At 65.5% G+C, this 19,494-nt stretch carries 13 protein-coding genes and 5 pseudogenes; 4 read left to right on the forward strand and 14 right to left on the reverse strand.

Annotated features, from left to right (window positions below):
• Positions 1 to 463: 463 nt before the first annotated feature.
• The 5 genes and pseudogenes from AADR41_RS30065 to allB all read right to left on the reverse strand — a co-directional run.
• Positions 464 to 1,106 (reverse strand): annotated as a pseudogene (locus AADR41_RS30065) (transposase); the annotation flags it as partial.
• 56 nt (positions 1,107 to 1,162) lie between these two features.
• Positions 1,163 to 2,299, reverse strand: coding sequence for a DUF6986 family protein (locus tag AADR41_RS30070; RefSeq protein WP_446751125.1), 1,137 nt, complete (start codon positions 2,297 to 2,299; stop codon positions 1,163 to 1,165).
• On the reverse strand, positions 2,271 to 2,441 hold the full coding sequence (locus tag AADR41_RS42985; protein WP_446751126.1) for a DUF6986 family protein: 171 nt from the start codon (positions 2,439 to 2,441) through the stop codon (positions 2,271 to 2,273). The genes AADR41_RS30070 and AADR41_RS42985 overlap by 29 nt, the downstream gene beginning before the upstream one ends.
• Positions 2,442 to 2,536: 95 nt before the next feature.
• Entirely contained in the window at positions 2,537 to 3,718 is a 1,182-nt protein-coding gene (gene alc / locus AADR41_RS30075; RefSeq protein ID WP_342284642.1) for an allantoicase, read from the reverse strand.
• A 22-nt stretch (positions 3,719 to 3,740) separates the two neighbouring features.
• Complete coding sequence (gene allB / locus AADR41_RS30080; protein ID WP_342284644.1) at positions 3,741 to 5,081, reverse strand: allantoinase AllB; 1,341 nt, start codon at positions 5,079 to 5,081, stop codon at positions 3,741 to 3,743.
• A gap of 145 nt (positions 5,082 to 5,226) precedes the next feature.
• On the opposite strand from allB, the gene AADR41_RS30085 reads away from it, so the two are divergent.
• A complete protein-coding gene (locus AADR41_RS30085) occupies positions 5,227 to 5,985 on the forward strand; it encodes a GntR family transcriptional regulator (RefSeq protein ID WP_342284645.1) in 759 nt (252 codons plus the stop codon).
• A gap of 24 nt (positions 5,986 to 6,009) precedes the next feature.
• Here AADR41_RS30085 and AADR41_RS30090 read toward each other — a convergent pair whose 3' ends face one another.
• The 9 genes and pseudogenes from AADR41_RS30090 to AADR41_RS30135 form a co-directional block, all read right to left on the reverse strand.
• Positions 6,010 to 6,705, reverse strand: a complete 696-nt coding sequence (locus AADR41_RS30090) for a hypothetical protein (RefSeq protein WP_342284661.1) — start codon at positions 6,703 to 6,705, stop codon at positions 6,010 to 6,012.
• Positions 6,694 to 7,336: pseudogene (locus tag AADR41_RS30095) on the reverse strand (hypothetical protein); the annotation flags it as partial. The gene AADR41_RS30090 and the pseudogene AADR41_RS30095, both read right to left, overlap by 12 nt.
• Positions 7,333 to 8,067 carry a transposase gene (locus AADR41_RS42990; protein WP_446751127.1) on the reverse strand — a complete coding sequence of 245 codons (735 nt, stop codon included), beginning with the start codon at positions 8,065 to 8,067 and terminating at the stop codon, positions 7,333 to 7,335. The gene AADR41_RS42990 and the pseudogene AADR41_RS30095, both read right to left, overlap by 4 nt.
• A gap of 200 nt (positions 8,068 to 8,267) precedes the next feature.
• On the reverse strand, positions 8,268 to 9,182 hold the full coding sequence (locus AADR41_RS30110; RefSeq protein ID WP_342284646.1) for a transposase family protein: 915 nt from the start codon (positions 9,180 to 9,182) through the stop codon (positions 8,268 to 8,270).
• A gap of 79 nt (positions 9,183 to 9,261) precedes the next feature.
• Positions 9,262 to 9,980: pseudogene (locus tag AADR41_RS30115) on the reverse strand (IS5 family transposase); the annotation flags it as partial.
• An 11-nt stretch (positions 9,981 to 9,991) separates the two neighbouring features.
• Positions 9,992 to 10,799, reverse strand: a pseudogene (locus AADR41_RS30120) (acyl-CoA dehydrogenase family protein); the annotation flags it as partial.
• A 74-nt stretch (positions 10,800 to 10,873) separates the two neighbouring features.
• Positions 10,874 to 11,170, reverse strand: a pseudogene (locus AADR41_RS30125) (acyl-CoA dehydrogenase family protein); the annotation flags it as partial.
• A complete protein-coding gene (locus AADR41_RS30130; protein WP_342284647.1) occupies positions 11,167 to 12,012 on the reverse strand; it encodes a 3-hydroxybutyryl-CoA dehydrogenase in 846 nt (281 codons plus the stop codon). The gene AADR41_RS30130 and the pseudogene AADR41_RS30125, both read right to left, overlap by 4 nt.
• Before the next feature lie 111 nt (positions 12,013 to 12,123).
• Positions 12,124 to 15,624, reverse strand: coding sequence for an indolepyruvate ferredoxin oxidoreductase family protein (locus AADR41_RS30135; protein ID WP_342284648.1), 3,501 nt, complete (start codon positions 15,622 to 15,624; stop codon positions 12,124 to 12,126).
• A 122-nt stretch (positions 15,625 to 15,746) separates the two neighbouring features.
• Between AADR41_RS30135 and AADR41_RS30140 the strand changes: the two genes are divergently transcribed.
• The 3 genes from AADR41_RS30140 (at position 15,747) to AADR41_RS30150 (ending at position 18,728) form a co-directional block, all read left to right on the forward strand.
• Positions 15,747 to 16,916, forward strand: coding sequence for a PucR family transcriptional regulator (locus tag AADR41_RS30140; protein WP_342284649.1), 1,170 nt, complete (start codon positions 15,747 to 15,749; stop codon positions 16,914 to 16,916).
• Positions 16,917 to 17,484: 568 nt separating this feature from the next.
• Complete coding sequence (locus tag AADR41_RS30145) at positions 17,485 to 17,682, forward strand: hypothetical protein (RefSeq protein ID WP_342284651.1); 198 nt, start codon at positions 17,485 to 17,487, stop codon at positions 17,680 to 17,682.
• Between the two features lie 176 nt (positions 17,683 to 17,858).
• A complete protein-coding gene (locus AADR41_RS30150) occupies positions 17,859 to 18,728 on the forward strand; it encodes a hypothetical protein (protein ID WP_342284653.1) in 870 nt (289 codons plus the stop codon).
• Positions 18,729 to 19,494 lie beyond the last annotated feature (766 nt).

Raw genomic sequence — 19,494 nt, forward strand, 5'->3', positions numbered from 1 at the left:
GCCCTCCGCCGGACCGTTCCCCCATTGGTTCGCTTCATGGGAGCTGCCGGAGCGCTGAGCCCTTTCCAACCCGGATGTCAGCGCCGCTGACCATGCTCGGCGAAGCGTCTGGGCCGACAGGACCGACCGCGGATCTGCTGGTCATGACCTCGCTACAGATTGATGCGGCAGTCATCAGCATGCCGAGAAGCAGCACAGGCATGAGGTTGGAAAAGGCTCCATGTGTAAAGAGCCTCGCCGGCCCGGAGTCCGAGCCGCGCCGAGGTGATCAGCACGGCGCAGTCCCGCACGGACTCGGGTGCCGGATGGGTCGTCGCCACAGCGTGGTCACGTCGTAGAGACACGACGACACATCACCCCACGCGGTGGCGTCGTTGAAGCACGCTGTCGCGATCTGATCGCGGTACCCGCGCTGACCGGCCCGGCGCAGCGTGGCAATGAAGGCGCGGCCAGTCGGGGTGATCTGCTGGTCGATGAGCAGATCCGCACCGGTGGACAGGGTGCGGCGTACGGCGGGTCGCCCTTGCGACCGCGGTGGCCGTGGATGGCCTGTTGGGCCCGACGGCGGACTCATCGAGCGCCTTGTCGGCCAGCCTCGTGACGTGGAAGGGATTCATCACGGTCACCACGTCGCGCAGCTCCTCGACGGCGGCGGTCTTGAAGCCGGTGAACCCGTCCATCGCGACCGCCTCGATCGCGTCGCGCCAACGCCTGGTCACGGTCGGGGAGCCAGGTCTTGAACGCCTGCTTGGGGCCGCCCTCGACCATGTCCAGCAGCCGTGCGGGGCCTGTACCATCACGGACCGGTGTGAGGTCGCTGATCACGGTGACGTACTTGTCGCCGCGCCGGGTGTGACGCCAGACGTGGCCACACTCGGGGCCAGCGGTAGCGACGTACCGTGACCTCGAGCGTGGCTCGGCCGCCAGCCCAGCGGCTCGCGTGCCAGCCGGCGGACCACCGTGTCGCGCGGGGTGCCCTCGGCCCCGCAGCGGTGACACGACTGGTTCGGTTCGACGACGACACAGGCAAGCACGGCCCGGTCGGGCTCGAGTCGCTGCCCGACGACGGCCAGACCTATCCGGCCACCGACGCGCCGAGAGACCAAGCGACCTGTCCTACACCCTCATCTAGGACGAGCCGGTGATGTACCGGGCGTGCGGCTCATCGAGGTCCGGCCAACGTCAGGTCGCCGCCGGTGCGTCCACCCGCCAGCCCTGCCAGACGGAGTCGATCGACTCCGGCCGCGGAGTGCAGTTCAGACTCGTCGACGGCACCGCACTCGAGTCCCCGAATCAGGAAGTCGGCGAGCGCGCGGACGGTGGCCGGCTCGACGAGGATCCCAGACTCGCTGACGGATTCCTCGTAGGCACGCAGCCGGGCCGCCGAAGCAGCGAATCCACCCCTGTAGAAGGCGTACGTCGCGAGATAGCGGGTGGGCAGCTGCGCTGGGTGCAGGTCCCAGCCTTGGTAGTAGCCGCGGCGCAAGGAGCGGTTCACCAATCGGGCATGCAGCTCCCACGCCCGATGTACCGCGGAAGTGTCGCCCTCCGGGATAATGTTCGTCGAGCCATCCGACAGCCTGACGCCGAAGCCGGCCGCCACCACCTGCATCACCGCCTTCGCAAAGTCGGCCGCCGGGTGTTCCATGGACTGGTACTCGGCCGCAATCCCCAGCGCGGCTGAATAGTCGTACGTGCCGTAGTCGAGTGCGCTGCAACGCCCCGCAGAGGCCTGGATCATCTTCGCCACCAGTGCCGTCCCATCGACGCCCAGAACTGCCTGAGGCGTCTCGACCTGGATCTCGACGGTCAGCTTTCCGGCTGCAACGCCCAGGTCTGTCTCCAGCACTCGGAGAATCTCGGAAAGCGCCTGGACCTGATCCACCGTTGTGACCTTGGGTAATGTCAACACGCTGCCCGCGCTGAGCAGGCCACGCTCCGCCGCGCCAGTGAGGTAGGCGACAAGGCTACGGACGCCGCGTCGCCGCGTCGATGGTTCCAGACTCTTGAAGCGGACGCCGAAAGAAACCGGTCTTTCACTCCCTGACGCTGTCACCTGCTCGAGCGCGAAGACGACGTCCGCGACTGCCCGATCCTCCTCCGCATCCAGACGCACTCCAGAACCGTCTTCGAAGTCGACCCGCAGATCCTCGATCGGCTGCTGCGCGAGCTTGCGCCTCACCCTCGGAACGAGGTCGTCGACCAGCGACTCGTCGAGTCCTGTCACTCGAGCGAGATCAGCGACTGACGCGGCATGTGCGTCCGGCGCTTCAAGAGCCGACCGCCCCCCAGTCGGCAACTGACGACGCAGCGAAGCGATCAGCAGGGATGTACACCGTGTGGATGGGCTGGCGCGTCGAGCGCCAGGACGATGGGGCTGCCATCGATGCGGCGTCAGGCTCGGGTGGGCGTCCTGCCTCGTCTTCTTTCAACATTCGCATCTCTCAGGTCGTGCGTATTAGGGGAAGGTCACGCACGCATCGCTGACGATGGGTGAGGTGAACCCAGGCCCGGTCACCTCGAGCGCGGCCAAGCTCTAGTTGCGGGGAACGTTGCCCGGCAGGCTCAAAGGTCGGTGGCCCAGAAGTTCACGGACACAGTCGCTGCGATCCGAGCTCGAGCCCGCCGACAGGCTGTGACCTTCCGGGAGCGCGTTGATCCATTCCAACGCGTATCTCTCCAGATCATCGGCATCCACCTCACCCAGGACGCGGAGGCGTGAGAGTCCACCGTCGGGGAAGATCTCCAGCCGGACATGCGTGGCGGGCTCGAGCCCCCTAATGTGGAGAATGTGCCGTGTGTCTGGCTGAATCTTGGTCTTGGGCACGATCTCGCGCCACGCCACGTCCAATTCCGGTACCGGATGCCCCGGCGGAACATCCGCCCCGAGGACCCTCGCCCAACCAGGTGCGTTTCCGATGAAGAACGACGTATCAACCTCGATGCGACGAATGAGTCCGCGCGCTCCGAGCTGGACTGCAACGAAGTCCTTCTCACCTTCGCGCCTCCGGGCAGTCTCCCAACCGTCACCCATGTTGGTCGCGCGGCCTGGAAGCAGGAGCTGCGAGGGCGACGAGTAGTGCGTGTTCGAGCAAGCCACGACAACTCCTCCCTGTGTCGCCCCTGCGAGATCGATCGTGCCAGTGAGCAATCGAGGGTCAGGGCGCGCCGTTCCGTGGACCCTGAGCCTGGCCACACCGCCGTCGGGAAAGATGGAGAGTCGGATGTGGGTGAAGCAGCGATCGTCATCGACTGCGAACAGGTTCGCGCTGTCCCCGCGGACCGGACTCTTCCGGACCAACGGCGTCCAGTCGCAGTGCTCGAGCTCATGCAGACTCGGGTATCCGTCCAGACTCGTCCCTTCAACAGAAACCTGCGGCGGGAAGTTGCCGGTGAACCACGCGGTGTCGACAACGACACCCTTCACAGTTCCTGGCGCGGCTAGCCGGACGATGGCGTAGTCGTGTCCGGGTTCGCGACGCCGCCGCGTCTCCCAGCCGTCGTAGACCTTGCCCTTGTGACCGAACGCGTCACGGGCGAACTGGGGCGGCCCTGGACTGATGAGATTCTCGCGCTCGGCGAAGAATTCGTCGTTAGCCGCAACCACGCTTCCACCCAGGCTCCGGCATGCGAGGTCGGGAAGGGCCAGAAAGTCAGGTGGAACTGACATCGGGTCCTTGGTCATGAGCTCTTCCTTTGACGTTGTGATCATCGACATCCGCGCAGGTCCATGTCGGCCTCTAACCTTCACGCCTGATCAGGCGCCCACGAGGCGACTGTTCGGCGTCGCAGGTGCTGCCCCGCAACCAGACCTTCTTCACCACTCCGAAAAGCGCACGCCGGTCGTACGGCGTCAATGGATGCCGATGCAGCAACGCTTCGGCATCAACGACAAAGCTCTGGTCGGGCGCAAAGGCAACCAGGTCTGCATCGCGTCCCACCTCGATCGCCCCCTTGTTGTCGAGGCAGACCAGCCGAGCCGGGCCGTGCGACATCCACTCGACAACGGACTGCAACGGGATGTCTCGTGCCCGTGCCTGCGTCCACACCGCAGGCAGGCTGAGCTGGAGCGAGGAGACACCTCCCCATGCCAGGGAGAAGTCCCCGGTCGTGACCTCTTTGAGCTCGGCGGGCGAAGGCGAGTGATCAGAGACGACGATCTGCAGGACTCCTTCGACGAGTGCGTCCCACAGGAGCTCGCGCTGAAAAGCCTCCCGTATCGGCGGGCAACACTTGAACTGCGTCCCGCCCTCAGGGATCTCCTCCGCCGAGAACGTGAGGTAGTGCGGGCACGTCTCTGCCGTGACCGGGAGTCCCTGTCCCCGAGCAACCTTGAGCACCTCGAGGACGCTCGCACTCGCGACATGAACGATGTGCACACGGCAGCCCGTTTGTTCGACCAGCCGCACGAGGCGCTGCACCGCACGCTCTTCGCACACGTCTGGTCGCGACCGCAGGAATCTGTCGTACGACGGCCCCATCGCCGCAGGCGCTGCTCGGATGGCCATGTCGTCTTCCGCATGGACCACGAGCAGGCCGTCGAACGCCGCGATCCTGTGCATCACCCTCGCCAGCTCGTCGGACGTGAGGCAGCGAAAGTCGTCGAGTCCAGTCTCGACAAGAAAACACTTGAAGCCGAAAACCCCCGCTTCGTGCAGGGGTTGAAGGTCCGCGTCATTGTCACCGATAGCTCCTCCCCAGAAACCAACGTCGACGTGGCTCGACGCTTCCGCGGATCTCTGCTTGAGGTGTAGCGCCTCGACCTCCACTGTCGGCGGCACGCTGTTCAACGGCATGTCGATGATGGTGGTGACCCCGCCGGCGAGCGCGGCCCGAGTGGCGGAACGAAAGCCCTCCCAGTGCGTGCGACCGGGTTCGTTCACGTGAACGTGCGTGTCCACGATGCCGGGGATGAGGACCTGGTCATCGGGCAGGTCGACGACCTCCACGGCGGGATGAGCCGTGTCGTAGGGATAGATCCCGCTGATCAGTCCGCGAGAAATGCCAACTGACGCTGCGACCGGTCCGGCTGGCAGGAAGACTCTCCTCGCCCGAATCAGGAGCTCGTCCACTGACGTCATGTCCCTCACCTCTCCACCGCCGGTCTCGTGGGCCGGCTGCCAGACATCTGTCTTCGCTCGGATGAGGGCACAACGTTCACAGAGTTCAATAGATTAGTCAACGGTTGTCTGTTCTCTCTGGTCATGAGTTGACTATACTCATCTCGTGACTGACACGACAGAGACGTCTCACTGGCCTCGGCGGCGTCCGCTTGCTGACAAAGTTCGGGACGCGATAGCCGCAGATCTCATCCTGAACGGAGCCGTGAGTCCTGGAGAGTTCCTGCCATCGGAAGCGGAGCTGTGTGAGCGGTACTCGATCTCACGAGTGACCCTTCGCTCGAGCATGCGCAGTCTCCAGGACCTGGGACTCCTCAGGCCACGTCACGGGGTTGGCTGGATGGTCTTGTCAAGGCCGCTGACGGAGAACTTCGAGCGACTCGGATCGTTCACGTCATACTCGGCGCACCCCGGGAAGCCACTGTCGCTCGCCGATGTGTCCTTTGCGATTTCCTCACCCAACGATGACGTGGCATCCAGCTTGGGGCTCGCCCCAGGCAACAACGTCATCGAGGTCAATCGCATCGCCCTCCACGGCGGCATCCGAACCGCAAAGCTCGTCGACTACATCAGAGGTGACGAGACGACCATGGCCTCGATCCAGCGTGAGTTTGAGTTCTCCCTGATCGAGGTCCTGCTGGAGATGCCAGAATTCCCCATTGCGTACTCTGATGCGCAAGTCGAGCCGGCGATCCTTGATGAGCCCATCGCCCAGGAGCTGGACGTTGCGCCCGGGTCGATCGCCACTCATCTCAGCTCCGTCACGTACGACGACAATGGCCGTGCACTGACTTATGGCCTGGCTTGGCTCCTGCCCGAGCACTACCGCCTGGTTGTCCGTCGTCGGCCATACCCCCTCCGATGACCGCAGGGCCAACGTCTGACGCATCTACAAGCGAGCTGTCAGCTCGGTCTGCGTTCGGCACTTGCAGCGTGCGGAGCTAGCGAGGCGGAGATCTCCCTGGTCATCATGAGCGGCCTCGGCCTCTCTCCACAACGGTTCAGCCCGCCGGCGCGACGGCCCGGGGCTCATCCACGCGTAGATCCGTAGAGCCGCCGACGTCGGCGGCGATGGTCGTTTGTGGAGAGCCTTCTGACTCAGGCGGCGGCTGTGCAAGATCGGCTCGGTGCATCCGGATGGTTGGTCGAGGCCGCAGAGGAGAAGGCCACGGGCAGCCAGGAACGCTTCACTGTCGTACCCATGCGCCATCGCAAGGCAGCCGGGGTCGTGGGCATTCTGCTGATCGACGAGGAGCGCCATCCGATGCAAGCTCTCCTCGATGTCGTCAACGGTGATGACGCCATGGAGCAGCCAATTGGCGACGTGCTGGCTTGAGATTCGGCACTTTGCCCGGTCCTCCATGAGCGGCGTCCCGTCGAGGTCTGGAACCTTTGAGCACCCGACGCCCGCGTTGATCCAGCGGACGACGTAGCCCAAGACGATCTGCACGTTGGTGTCGAGCTCCGCGCGCCGATCCTCGGGAGACCAGCTGGAAGGGTCCGCCAACGGGAGCGTCAGGAGATCCTGGAGGGTGGCCCGTCTTCCCCCCGCCGCGATTTCTCGCTGACAGGCCTTGACGTTCACTTGGTGATAGTGCAGCGCATGAAGAGTCGCCGCAGTGGGCGATGGAACCCATGCCGTGTTGGCGCCGGCAAGCGGATGAACGGCCTTCTGCTCCATCATGTCCGCGAGATTGTCGGGCTGGGCCCACATGCCCTTGCCGATCTGTGCCCGGCCGACCAGGCCGCACGCGATACCCGTGTCAACGTTCGCGTCCTCATATGCCCGGATCCAGGTGGCACCCTTCATCTCGATGCTTGCGGACGAATGGGCCCGCAAGCATCGAGGTGTGGATCTCGTCGCCGGTCCGGTCGAGGAAGCCAGTGTTGATGAACGCAATGCGATCGCTTGCTGCGTGGATACACGCAGCAAGATTCAGGGTCGTCCGCCTCTCTTCATCCATGATCCCGACCTTGATCGTCTTCGGGGACAGCCCGAGTTACATCTCGATGCGGTCGAACAGTTCGACAGCGAGCTCCACCTCTTCAGGCCCATGCAGCTTCGGCTTGACGACATACATGGACCCAGTCCGACTGTTCGCCAAGCCGTGCGTGCGATGGAGGTCGTGGCAACTGCCGAGCGCCGTGATGAAGCCGTCCAGCATGCCCTCGGGCACTGGCTGTCCTTCGGCGTCCAACGCGGCGTCGGTCATCATGAGATGTCCGGCCTGCCTGATTGAACAGCAACGCCCCCCGGCATGGTCACAGATTCACCGCTGAGAGCGGTGAAGACCCGATCAGCGTTGAGCGTTCGCCTGAAGGTACGACCATCCTTGGTGACGTCCTCCGTCAGCGTGCCCTGCATGAGTCGAAGCCAGTTGCGATAGCCCACCACTTTGTCGCCGGCATCCACCGCAGCAACCGAGCCTTCGAGGTCCATGATCGTGCTGAGTGCGGACTCCAGGACCACATTGCTGACGCCCGCCTTGTCGGTGGATCCGATCTGATGCGCGCGATCGAACTGGACTTCGATGTGAAGGTCATGGTGGCGGAACAGTAGGGAGTCGGGCCGAGAAGGGTTGCCGCTGAACCCCATGAACTGTTCGGGATCTGCCAGCTGCCGACCCTGATTACCGACTCGTGTAACGACTCCAGACTCGTCAACCGTGATCGCACGCCACTTGATCCCGTTGTCGACGACGTAACGCACCGCGTCGAGTATTTGTCGGTGGCAGTAGCCTTCCGGCCTCCCGCCCCGACCCTCCAGCCAGGCTGGCATCGGCAGCAACCGGCGGATCACCGACCACTCCGCGTCCGTCATGTCCGAGGCGTAGTGCCGCTTCCGGCCAGGCTGGTCCGCCGAGTTCCCGTACACATGGGCGAGGCAATCGCACGACACGTCGGACGACTCGAACGATACGAGCGCGAGCGCGTACAACTGCGGCAACAGGGTCTCCTGGGCAGATCGGCAGGCTTCGACACCCCCGAACTACCAAGAGGCCCTGTCCTCATGCACCGGCCACCCCGAGATCACCCGATCCAGAAACCCGTTCGACCCGCATGTTGCAAGATCGGTTGAGATACGGCTTCTTACGAGCCGGTGCGTGATTGCGTTGGAGACGCAAGGGGTCTGGGCTGGGGTTTGTGTCAGCCGGTGGTGTTGCGGTCGGAGACGAGGCCGGCGATGGCCCGGTAGGTGACGGGCAGGGTCTCCCGGCGGTGGGTCCAGCGGACCAGTTGCTTCCAGCGTTTGTGATCGGCGAGGGCGTGTTCGACGCTGATGCGTTTCGAGGAGTGCCGGTGTCGGGCCTGTAGGCGGGCTTCGAGGACCTCGGGAGGGCTGATCTTGTTTCCCTTCCTGGGCGGTGTCACCGCCTGGCCGGGATGGTCGCGGCGGAGCCCGGGGTAACCGTCGTCCAGGAGGACCTCCACGTCGCGAAAGTGCCGGAAACAGGTACCGATGCCTTCGTTGCGTGCGGCGGTCGCGTCATGCATCCGCCCTGGCCGCAGGGCGTCGGTCCAGAGCGTGCGGCCCTGATGGTCGGCGACAACGGTGGCCTTCATCGTGTTCTGTTTCTTCTTGCCGGAGACGAACGCACGGCGCCCGCCGCGGCCGGCCGGGGGCCGGCGGACCTGGACCTCGGTGGCGTCCAACCGCAGCTCGATGCCCTCGGCCTGGGCGTATGCGAACACATCCGCCAGGGTCCGCAGCCGCAGGCCGGGCCGGTCCGGGACCGCGCATCCCCGCTCGGCCAGCAGCCCTCGTATCTCGCCGATCGCACGGGTGATGGTGGAGCGGTCGACGCCGAACAACAACCCCAACGCCGCATGCGGCACATCGTGCCGCAGGTGAATCAGCGTGGCCACGAGCCGGTCGACGAACACCAGCCGATGCCGGGCACCGGCTCCCGCCCCGCGCTTCCTGGCCCCGCCACGAGCTTCGTGACGACGCCCCTCGACCACGGCCTGCCACGATCCAGCCAACTCCTCAACCAGGGCGGCGAGATGCCCCCGGGAGACCCCCGTGAACACCTGATGCGCAAGAACCGTCCGACTGAGCATGATCGCCACATCCGGATCATGCCACCCACCAGCAAGAACACATCACCCGCAATCACGCACCAGCTCGCAACTGATCGTTTCAGAATGAGGTTCGGAGTCGTCGCAAGCAGATGATGCTGCAGGCGAGTTGGAGCAAGCCGAGGTGGAGGTCGGCTCGTATCTCGTAGCGGATCCGGAGGCGTTTGAACTGGTGGAGCCAGGCGAAGGTCCGCTCCACGACCCATCTGGTCCTGCCCAGACCGGATCCGTGGGCGATGCCCTTGCGGGCGATCTTCGGTGTGATGCCGCGGGCTCTGAGCAGGCGCCGGTCCTTGTCGTAGTCGTAGCCGCGGTCGGCGAACAGCCGCCGTGGCCGGTGACGGGGCCGGCCCACCAGGCCGCGGACGCGGGGGATGGTGTCCAGCAGGGGCATGAGCTGGGTGACGTCGTGCCGGTTTCCGCCGGTCAGCGAGACGGCAAGGGGTGTTCCGTGCCGGTCGGTGATCAGGTGGTGCTTGCTGCCAAGCCTCGCGCGGTCGACCGGCGAAGGTCCGGTGTCAGCCCCCCTTTCAGGGCCCGGACGTGCGAGCCGTCGATCGCGGCGTCGTCCATGTCCAGCAGGCCTTCCTTGCGGAGCTCCGCGAGGAGAACGGCGTGCAGACGGGGCCAGACGCCGGCCTCGGTCCAGTCCCGCAGACGCCGCCAGAACGTCACCCCGCTGCAGCCGATCGTCTCGGTCGGCACGTCCGCCCAGGTCACGCCCGTTCGCAGAACGTAGACGATCCCGCGCAGAGCCGCACGGTCGTCCACCGGCAGTCTGAAATGATCAGTTAGAGGGTCGGCTGGACTCCGGCCAGGAGCTGGCGTGCCATCACGATGCGCTGCACCTGGTTGGTGCCCTCATAGATCTGGGTGATCTTGGCGTCGCGCATCTTGCGCTCAGCGGGGTACTCGCGGGTGTAGCCGTATCCGCCGAGGACCTGTACGGCGTTCGTGGTGACCTCCATCGCGACGTCGGAGGCGAAGCACTTCGCAGCGGCTCCGAAGAAGGTCAGGTCGGTGTCGCCGCGCTCGGAGCGGCCGGCGGCGGCGTAGGTGAGCTGGCGGGCGGCCTCGACCTTCATGCCCATATCGGCGAGCAGGAACTGCAGCCCCTGGAAGTCGGCCATCGATCGGCCGAACTGCTGACGCTCCTTGGCGTACTCGAGGGCGTAGTCCAGCGCACCCTGCGCGACCCCGACGGCCTGGGCTGCGACGGTGACGCGGGTGTGGTCGAGCGTGCGCATCGCGGTCTGGAAACCGGTGCCCTCCTCGCCGATCAACCGGTCGGCCGGGATGCGGACGTTGTCGAGGTAGACCTCGCGGGTGGGCGATCCCTTGATGCCGAGCTTCATCTCCGGGGAAGGAGACTCCCTCGTCGCTCTTCTCGACGACGAACGCCGAGATGCCCTGCAGACCCTTCTCGGGGTCAGTTACAGCGAAGACGGTGTAAAAGCGCGACTCGCCGGCGTTGGTGATCCACCGCTTGACGCCGTTGAGCACCCAGTAGTCCCCGTCGCGCACTGCCCGTGTCTTCATCGACGCCGCGTCGGATCCGGCCTCCGGCTCCGACAGGCAGTAGCTGAACATTCCGTCGTGAGAGGTCGAGTACAACCGCAGTCGGCTCCGTCGGCACCCCGACTACAGATACGTCACCCCGCTCGAAACGAGATCCCTGCTCAGGCAGGGCCTCGCCCCGGCAGCGTAAGCACCCGCTGTCCAGCTCGCGGGGGGAACTTCACCATGGCCAACGCGTCGGCACCGGCACCGCCGTAGGACTCTGGAACGTGAAGGGCATGAAGGTCGGATGCCAGCAGCGCATCGTGCGCCTCGTGGGGATACCGGCCCTCTTCGTCGACGGCGGCGGCGAACGGGGCGATCTTTGCTTCTGCGATCTCGCGGACCACTCTGCGGATCTCGCGGTGCTCTTCAGAAAGGGCGTACATGAAGTACTCCCAACACTGACTCATCGGTAGGTATGGAAACCGCGGCCGGACTTGCGTCCCAGCAGTCCGGCATCGACCATCCGCGCGAGCAAGGGAGGCGGTGCGTACATCGGCTCCTTGAACTCTTCGTAGAGGGCCTCTGCGATCGACTTGGTGGTATCAAGCCCGATGAGGTCCGCGAGCGCGAGAGGCCCCTGCGGATGGGCTGCGCCCAGGACCAGGCCCTGGTCGATGTCCTCTGCGGTGGCGAATCCGGACTCGAGCATGCGAACGGCCGACAGGACGAACGGAACGAGCAGGGCGTTCACCACGAAGCCTGCTCGGTCCTGGCAAAGAATGGGCTGCTTGCCGAGCTTGGCTGCCACGAAGGATTGAACGCGTTCCGTGGTGTCGCTTGAAGTGAGAAGGCTCGGGACGATCTCGACCAAGGGCAGCACGGGCACCGGATTGAAGAAGTGCACTCCCACGACGTGAGTCGGTCGCCCGGTTGCAACGGCAAGCTTCATCACCGGGATCGAGGACGTATTCGAGGCGATGATCGCGCCCGGCGAATCGATGATCGCGTCGAGCCGGGTGAAGAGCGCGATCTTGGCGCTCTCGTCCTCGACGATTGCCTCGATGACCAGGTCGCGATCGCGCATCGCCTCAAGATCGGTCACCACCCGGACACGCGCGAGGACCGCTTCGGCGCTGGCCAGCTTTCCTCGTGCTTCGGCACGGTGGAGCGAGGCGGCCAGACGCGCGCGACCCTCGGACGCAGCAGACGAGGTGGTCTCTACGACAACGACCTCGGTTCCCGACCGGGCTACGACTTCGGCGATTCCCGCCCCCATCAAGCCACATCCGACTACTCCGACCTTGTCCATGTCGAGCCCTTTCCGGAACGCGGGCGTTCCCAGGTCGCGCTGTCTGTTGGTGAATTCGCCCTGCGCTCGATGCGGGGGCCGCGATGCGAGATATCGACTCCGCCGGCGATCTCAAGATGCCGCACGGACGGCCGGGTGCTCGAACTCGGCGAGGAGCTCATCTCGCAGCTGCTCGTAGCGCTCGACGTTCGCCAACTTGACTTCTTCGTAGCCGCGTATGATGTCGGGGGCGTCGGCGATTCTCGTTGCGAGGTCCGTGTTGGTCTCCTGGAGACCATCCGACACCGCGTCGATCATCGACATGTAGCTCTGGACGAGGCGTCGTTCGACCTTGCGCACCTTGGCATAGCCGAAAAGATCGAATGGTGTGCCTCGCACGTGCCTGAGGATCACGAGGGCCCGGAAGACCCACCGGAACCATGACCCGAGCTTGAGCTTCCGCTTCATCCCCAGTGCACGCAGGACGGGCGGGTGCAGGCGGTACTTCAAGGTGACGCCATCGCCGAACTCTGCTCGCGCTTCCTGAGCCACCGCGGGGTCCAGCGCAAGTCTCGCAACCTCGTACTCATCCTTGTAGGCCATGAGCTTGTGCAGATTGCGGGCGACGGCCTCGGTGAACGGCGTACGGTCCGTGCTCACCACCTTTTCAGCCCGGTGGGCACGGGTGACGGCATCGACGTACCTCGATGCGTACGCCGCGTTCTGGTACCGGATGAGCTCTTCGGCTCGGACAGCGATGAGACGTCCAAGGTCTGAGTCTGGGGCACAGCCGACCCCGAGCACCAAGGACTGGGCGGTGGGTGAAGGGATCTCTTCGCTTGGCTCGACGAGCGTGACCGCGTCATCGAAGTCGCGACGGTTGGCAACGAACTGACGACCTCGGCGGAAGGCCTGGATGTTCTCGTCCACGCGCACGCCGTTCAGACCGATCGCTTCCTCGATGGCCTCCAGCGGGATCGGCAAGGCGCCCAGCTGGACGGCAATGCCGGTCAGAAAGAGGTTGGCCGACTGGTCGTCGCCGAACAAGTCGCGGCAAACCCGCCGAGCGTCGACGAACACGGCCGTGTGAGGATCCGTTGCGGCGCCGATCTCGTGACGAAGCTGGGCCTTGTCCGGATAGTGCACGGTGATGTCTGTGGCCATCGCGCCAGTGGGAACCGTCGCGGTCGAGATGACTGCGGTGGTGTGGCCTGCTCGCGTGACGCTCAAGTGACGGGGATCAGCAGCAACCAACAGGTCAGCACCGATGTAAAGGTCCACCTCGGCAGTGACGGCCTTCGACGCGACTCCATCGGTGAGGGGGCCGACCTTGACATCGGAGACGACAGCTCCTCCCTTCTGGGCGAGGCCTGTCTGGTCGAGCGTGACCACGTCAAGTCGCGCAATGTTGGCGGCTTTCGTCAGTACCTGTGACAGCGTGACCACCCCGGAGCCACCGATCCCGAGAACGCGCGTCGTGTGATGTCCCACGACGTCGGCGTACTGCGGCGCCGGCAAGGTGGCTGTATCAACCGGCTTGCGGCTTGTCGAGCGCTTGGCCCCACCTGGGACAACGGTGACGAAGGCCGGACAGTCACCGTCCAAGCAGGAGTAGTCCTTGTTGCAGGAGGACTGGTCGATTCGGGTCTTGCGCCCGAACTCCGTCTCGACAGGGTGCACTGAGAGGCAGTTCGACTTGCGTCCGCAGTCGCCGCACCCTTCGCAGATCCGTTGGTTGATCATGACGCGCTCAGTCGGATCCACAGCGAGTCCGCGCTTGCGCTTTCGCCTCAGCTCGGTCGCACACTCCTGGTCATGGATGAGGACCGTGACACCAGGCGTGTTGGCGAGAGTCTCTTGTGCCTCGATCAGCCGCTCTCGCCCCATGACAGAGACGCCCTTGGGAAGTCGGACACGCTGATACGACTTCAGGTCGTCGGTCGTCACGATGATGCGCGTGACACCTTCGGCCAGAAGGCTCTGAGTGAGCTGTGGAACGGCCATGGCGCCTTGGGCGTGCTGCCCCCCCGTCATGGCCACCGTCGAGTTGTAGAGCAGCTTGTAGGTGATGTTCGCCCCGCCGGCGACCGCCGCGCGAACAGCGAGGCTCCCCGAGTGATGGAACGTTCCGTCGCCGATGTTCTGGAAGATGTGCGGACGATCGATGAAGGGCGCCATTCCCAGCCACTGCGTCCCCTCACCTCCCATCTGGGTCAGGCCCATCACCTCGCCGACCTGTTCAGGCGCCATTCCGAGAACCAGCCCGTGACATCCGATTCCCCCACCGACGAGTGCACCGTCAGGGACTTGGGCGGAACGGTTGTGGGGGCAGCCGGAGCAGAAGAACGGTGTGCGCGTGACGAGGGGCAGCAGCATGGGCCCGCGACGCTGGCGCCGGTCTCGCTTCCATGCTTCGACCGACGGGAAGTCTGGATGGTCGAGCAGGACACTCGCGAGAATCTCGGCGATGGTGTCCGGATCGAGTTCGCCACTGTCCGCGAAGCCCGCGAGGCCATCGGGCCGCCTCTTGCCGGAGATGGCGGGCGCATTCGCCCGCCCGTACAGCTGATCCTTCAAAGCGATCTCAATGAAGGAACGCTTCTCCTCGATCACGACGATGTCGCTCAGACCTCGTGCGAACTCAGAGACGATGGATGGCTCGAGGGGGTGGATCATCTGGAGTTCAAGAAGGCGAAGGCCTCGACGTTCGCGCTCGGTCTCATCAAGTCCGAGCAGTTCGAGTGCTTGCAGGACATCGATGAACGTCTTCCCAGCTGCGACGATCCCGATGCGATCCCGATTCTCGTCGCCGTACCAACGATTCAGATCGTTCATAGCCGCATATCGGCGCGCGATCTCGAGCCGGACTCCGTTCCGGCTGGCCTCCAGGCGAGTCAGCGCGGGTTGAAGCAGGCTCGCGGTCACTTCATGGCGGTATGGCTGCCCGTCAACAACGACCTCGGGATGGGCCGGCCTGAACCTGCGGGGCAGAGTCACGAGACCGGTGCCATCGGCCACGTTGGTGACGATCTTGAGCGCGACCCAGAGCCCACTGGCTCGGGAGAGCTGGACAGCGTGCATGCCCAAGTGCAGGGCGTTCGCCGGGCTACTCGGAAAGAGTGTGGGCATGCCGAGGTCTGCGAGCAGCGCTTCCGACGAGCCCGGAACGGTGGACGACTTGGCCGCCGGGTCATCGCCCACGATGGCTACTGCGCCGCCGGAGGGATGGGTGCCGCACAAGTTGCTGTGCCGGAATGAGTCCGATGCTCGGTCGAGGCCAGGCGACTTGCCGTACCAAAAGCCCGTGACCCCCTCGAATCTCTTCTCGGGGCGCCCGGAGGCCAGCTGAGTGCCCTGCACGGCAGTCGCTGCAAGCTCCTCGTTGACAGCAGGTTGGAAGACGATGTGGAGCTCGTCGAGAAGCGAGCGCTGTCGGGCAAGCTCGAGGTCGTAGCCGCCGAGCGGCGAACCCTCGTATCCGGAGATGTAGGCCGCTGTGTGCTTGCCTGCGGCGAGGTCGGCACGCCTCACGTCCATGGGTAGGCGGGTCAACGCTTGAACACCCGTGAACTCAAAGGATCCGGACACCTCGGCGTATCGGTCGCCCAGAGCCCGGGTCTCGACCTTGGTCACAGCTAGCCCCTCTCGCGAGCCTTATGAATGTCACCAAGTTTGAAGGCGGCGAAGTTGCTAGGCTAGGCACGGATGTGAGAACTGATGTCCCCGTTCATAGTGAAATTCACGAGGTACGTCGAATGGCTGAACCGTCGACCGGTCTCCCTGCCGCGCTGCTGCTTGAGTTGAGGCAGGATCTGGGTCCGCTCTCGGTTTCAGTGGCGGACCGCATTCGTTCGGAGGTTCCTGGCTACGCCCAGGTGGACCCGGAGGTGCACCTCACAGGCGTCGAGGGTCAGTTGCGCGCGATCCTCGACGGTCTCATTGCGCACACCCTTCCTTGCGAGGAAGACGTCGCCCAAGCCAGGGCGCTGGGAGCGAGCCGGGCTCGCATGGGGGTGCGCCTCCCCGACGTGATCGATGCGTACCACATCGCGTATCCAGCTATCTGGACGGAACTACGAGGCAGGGTGGCACGGTCGTCAGCCGTTGAGGATTCCAGCCTCCTGGCCGAGGTCGAGTTCGTCTGGAGATGGCTCCACATCCTGAGTGCCGCAGTGGCTGAAGCCCACGCAGCTGAGACGTCGAGTCGCTCTGCCATCCGAGCTGAGCACTTCCGACAGCTGCTCGTACACCTGCGCAGCAACCCGGTCGACGCTCACGTGGCGGCAAACCTCTTGGAGAGGTTGGACTTTGACCACCGCTACGACCTGACCTTCGCGCGCACGCATGGGCTTTCCCAATCCCAGATCGACGGGCTGGTCGTTGATCAGCCGACGGCCGGCCAGGTGATGCGTGGAACGGTGGAAGCTGATGAGGTAACGCTGCTGGCTCAGGGGTTCTCGGCCGCGGGACTCATCGATGCACTGAACCAGTGTTCCGACGCGAGACTCGTGGGCATCGGGAGACCCGCTTCAGGACCCGTTGGGGCGGCAGCCAGTCTGCAGGACGCTCAGGACGCCCTTTCTCGCTCGCGGCACACGGGTCGTCCCGTGTCGTTCGAGGATGAGTGGTTCATCTGCGGACTCGAGGGTTCACGTGAGCGTCTGGCGCCGTTCGTGGCGGACGCGGTGGCCATTGCCCACAGACACCCCCACATCGCGCTTGCCGTGATCAAGTTCGCGGAGTCGAACTTTGCCGTGAGTCAGTGTGCGCGGGCTCTGCACATCCATGCCAACAGCGCGCGCTACAGACTGGACCGCTGGAAGAAGCTGACGGGCTGGGATCCGATGTGTTTCGAGGGCCTGCAGAAGTCGATGCTCGCGCTCGACCGGTCGGAAGGTGCCAACTCCTCGTCGATGGCGGAGTGAGGTTCCCCTCGGACCTCAGATCCCGCCGTCGGCCGCTCGGGCCGCCAACCTTGGCTACCTCGACCCTGACACCGTCGACCTCGAGTCCCTGACACGGGAACCAGGAGCGCTCGTCGTGCGTAATGCCGGTGAGGTGTGGTACCGGCTGGCGTGACATTGAAGAACCCCGGGCTGATCTCCGGCCGCGACGCGGAGGTCCGCTACCGCGACTCGAATCCGGCCTTGGGAGTAACTTCAGACGGGACCGTGCCCAATACGTGTCCGGCTGCGCGACGGCTCGCCCCGGTCTGCAGGTCCGGGAGCTCGCTACCCCGGTCTGTAAATCTGCGCCCGGGGCATTAGGGGTTGCCTCGGTGGTGGGCCGCCGCCTCGCGGCCGCGACCGCGCGCACCGTCGTTCCGAGGATCGGGCGCGACCCCAGAGTCCGCAAGAAGTTCGCTCGAGCCCGACACCGTCCAACGCCACCGGCGGCAGCCGTCGAAGCGTTTGCCCTGTTCAGCCCCGACTTCCGCGAGGATCCAACGGCGACGATTGCAATGTCGCCGCCGACTTCCCCTGGATCTACTACGTGCCGCAACTCGCCGGCACCGAGCAGATGTACAACGGCACCACCGTCTCGGACACGAACTTCTCCGTGGCCACCCCCATGGTGGACGCCATGGACTCGGTGAAGGGCTGCTACTCCGACAGCGGCACCGACGTCGATCCGGCCCCCGAGGACTTCCGCCTGTGCGGCGCCAGTGGGGACTGCACGTCATGGCACTGAACAGGACAGGGACAAAGGGGGAAGTCGCTTTGCGTAAGTGCGGATCGGTCGGGCGCAGCTCCGCAAGGATTGCGGAGCTTACCTGCGCCGCACTGGCTGCCGGTCTTCTGCCGGCGGCAGGCGTCGCGGTAGCGGACACCGCAGCGCCCACGCCAGCCACCCATGCCGGCGGCCGGTTGTTCACGTCGCCGGACGCAGCGCTCGGCAAGGGCTGGAAGTCGTTCTCGGACACGTCGGTGACCGGCACCGGCGACACCGCGGGCTTCCACATCCTGCGCGCGGACGAGTCCTCGTCCTTTGCGTACCAGCAGGTCGCGGACCTCAGGGAGTCCGCGCTCGGCGACATCGGGCCGTGGACCGGCTACGTCTGCACGACCGGCTCCGGGCGGTACGCGGCGGCCGTCTACGCCCCCTCGCTGATCACCAACAGGCCCGCGATGATGGCCAAGGACGCCTTCGCCGCAGTGGTGGACCTGACCACCGGCAAGGTCACCAAGCCGGTCACCGGAGTCGAGTTGGCGTACTACTCGCCGGGCTGCGGGGCGACCGACACCGTCACCTTCACCCGCAGCGGGGTCGGTGACGACGGACGCGGCGACACCACGGTGTACGACGTGGCCGCCGCGACCGGCACGGTGGTGTGCGCCACCGTGCACGGCCAGTTCACCAACCCCCTGCCGACCGCGGACGGGAACGACCTGGGCGGGCTCGGCGGGAAGCTGGTGAAAGTCTCCGAAGGCGGCCGGACCACGACGCTGACCCCCCTGTCGGGCCGGCTGTTCGGGTTGGCCCCTTCCCAGGGCGGGGCCGTCGACCTGGCGACCGTGCAGGGTGGCAAGGATGCGGTGACCCGTTGGGACGGCACGCGTCTGACCCCGCTGGGTACCGCCCCGCTGCGTTCGCTGGCGCTGTTCCGGCAGGCGCACGGCGACCTGGTGGCCGGCGCTTCGGAATCCGAAGTTCCGATGATCGAGCGTGTTTACGGCCCGCTGACTCCGTGCGTCCGCAGGCAGCCGAACAGCCACCGTGATCGCGAGCATTTGTGACGACATTACCGAGCACGTCCGATTGGCTGGAGACCCGTGAGCTTGCGAAGAAGAGCACGAATACCACTCGCTGTGGCGACCGCCGTGGTGGCCGTGGCCGGACTGGTGCAGTCCGGCCCGGCCTGGGCGACGCAGGGATACCCGGGCGCCGCCGCCGAGCCGGCGCGATCCGCCGGCCCCGGCGGCGCGAACCCTGCGGCGCCACGCCAAGAACAGTCCTCCAGGGTGCTCGCCCCGGACCGTGACCTGCCCAAGGCGTGGAAGTCCTCCGCCGACCGGGCGGTGACGGTGGCCGGCGACGGCTCCGGCTTGCATGTCCTCGCCGCCGACAGCGGCAAGGCGTACCAGTGGCATAGCGTCGCCACGCTCGCCGAGGCCAGCTTCGGCACGACCGTCAGCGGCGCCGGCTCCTGCCCATGCTCGACGTCGGTGCGGAGCTCGAAGTCAGCGCGAGACAGGTGTCGCGGGCACAGGTCACCGCGCGCTTCTGTCTCGGTGACGTCTGCGGCGAGATTGTTGAGCAGTCCGGCATCCCTGCGTACGACGCCTTGGGACCGCTGTCGTGCCAGCTGGGCTACGCCCCGGAAACTCTGGAGCGGTATCTGCGGGTCGCCAAGCTGGCCGGGACTGGGCTCCGCGAGCGTCTGGCTTCCACCGGTGTGCTCGTGCCATGGACGTGCGTGATCATTGCCTGTGTCACCAACCCCGCAGAGCGGGCCCGCCGCGTGTCGGCGCTGCTCGGCCGGCTGTACAGCGCGGAGCATAT

The organism is Streptomyces sp. CLV115, from assembly GCF_038448545.1.
Taxonomy (GTDB): Bacteria; Actinomycetota; Actinomycetes; order Streptomycetales; family Streptomycetaceae; genus Streptomyces; species Streptomyces sanglieri.

Bases quoted from the DNA above. Each gene is read 5' to 3' on its own strand.
- AADR41_RS30140 (WP_342284649.1), top strand. From the start codon at position 15,747: ATGGCTGAACCGTCGACCGGTCTCCCTGCCGCGCTGCTGCTTGAGTTG.
- AADR41_RS42985 (WP_446751126.1), bottom strand. From the start codon at position 2,441: ATGCGAATGTTGAAAGAAGACGAGGCAGGACGCCCACCCGAGCCTGAC.
- AADR41_RS30110 (WP_342284646.1), bottom strand. From the start codon at position 9,182: ATGCTCAGTCGGACGGTTCTTGCGCATCAGGTGTTCACGGGGGTCTCC.
- AADR41_RS30130 (WP_342284647.1), bottom strand. From the start codon at position 12,012: ATGGACAAGGTCGGAGTAGTCGGATGTGGCTTGATGGGGGCGGGAATC.
- allB (WP_342284644.1), bottom strand. From the start codon at position 5,081: ATGACGTCAGTGGACGAGCTCCTGATTCGGGCGAGGAGAGTCTTCCTG.
- alc (WP_342284642.1), bottom strand. From the start codon at position 3,718: ATGTCGATGATCACAACGTCAAAGGAAGAGCTCATGACCAAGGACCCG.